The sequence below is a fragment of the Neisseria sp. P0021.S007 genome, from assembly GCF_051956855.1.
Genome location: NZ_JBQCXA010000971.1, coordinates 1 through 557, shown reverse-complemented (window position 1 = coordinate 557; position 557 = coordinate 1). Strand labels below are relative to the sequence as shown.

Annotated in this window: 1 pseudogene; it reads right to left on the bottom strand. The window is 56.4% G+C overall.

The annotated features are described in order from the left end of the window. Positions 1 to 538: pseudogene (locus tag ACTHUR_RS17015) on the bottom strand (hypothetical protein); the annotation flags it as partial. Positions 539 to 557 lie beyond the last annotated feature (19 nt).

Genomic DNA, 557 nt, shown 5'->3' with positions numbered 1-557 from the left:
CACCGACTGTGCGCCCTGCGGAAACGGCAGCGTCGTAAACACCTGCGTTCGTACCCACTACGATATTGCCCGTACCTGCCGCTACGGCTTTGTTACCGATGGCAACGGCGTTGTTGGCGGTGGCTTGGCTGTTTTGACCAAGTGAAGTAGAAGTCTCTGTAGTGGCAATGGCTTCCTTACCGACTGCAATGCTGCTCAAACCGGTTGCCTGAGTGGCAAAACCGACAGCAATCGCACCTTTGGCAGAAGCGGTGGTTTGCGGACCAGCAGCCAAGGCGTTTTCAGCACCTGCATTGCTATCTACACCGAAGGCTGTGGCGCGCAGACCGTTTGCCGTGCTGTTTTTACCGACGGCAGTGGTATCATGATTGACGGTCTTGGCACCATAACCGATAGCAGTTGAGAAATTGCCGGTTGCAGTCGGCCCTTTATCCGCCGCCTGACTGCCGCCAATCGCGATGGAGGAAGCACCTAACGCATTCGCTTTACCACCGATGGCAATGCCGTAAGAGCCCGAACCTAAAGCCGATTCACCCACGGCAATAGCCCGTTGTCCG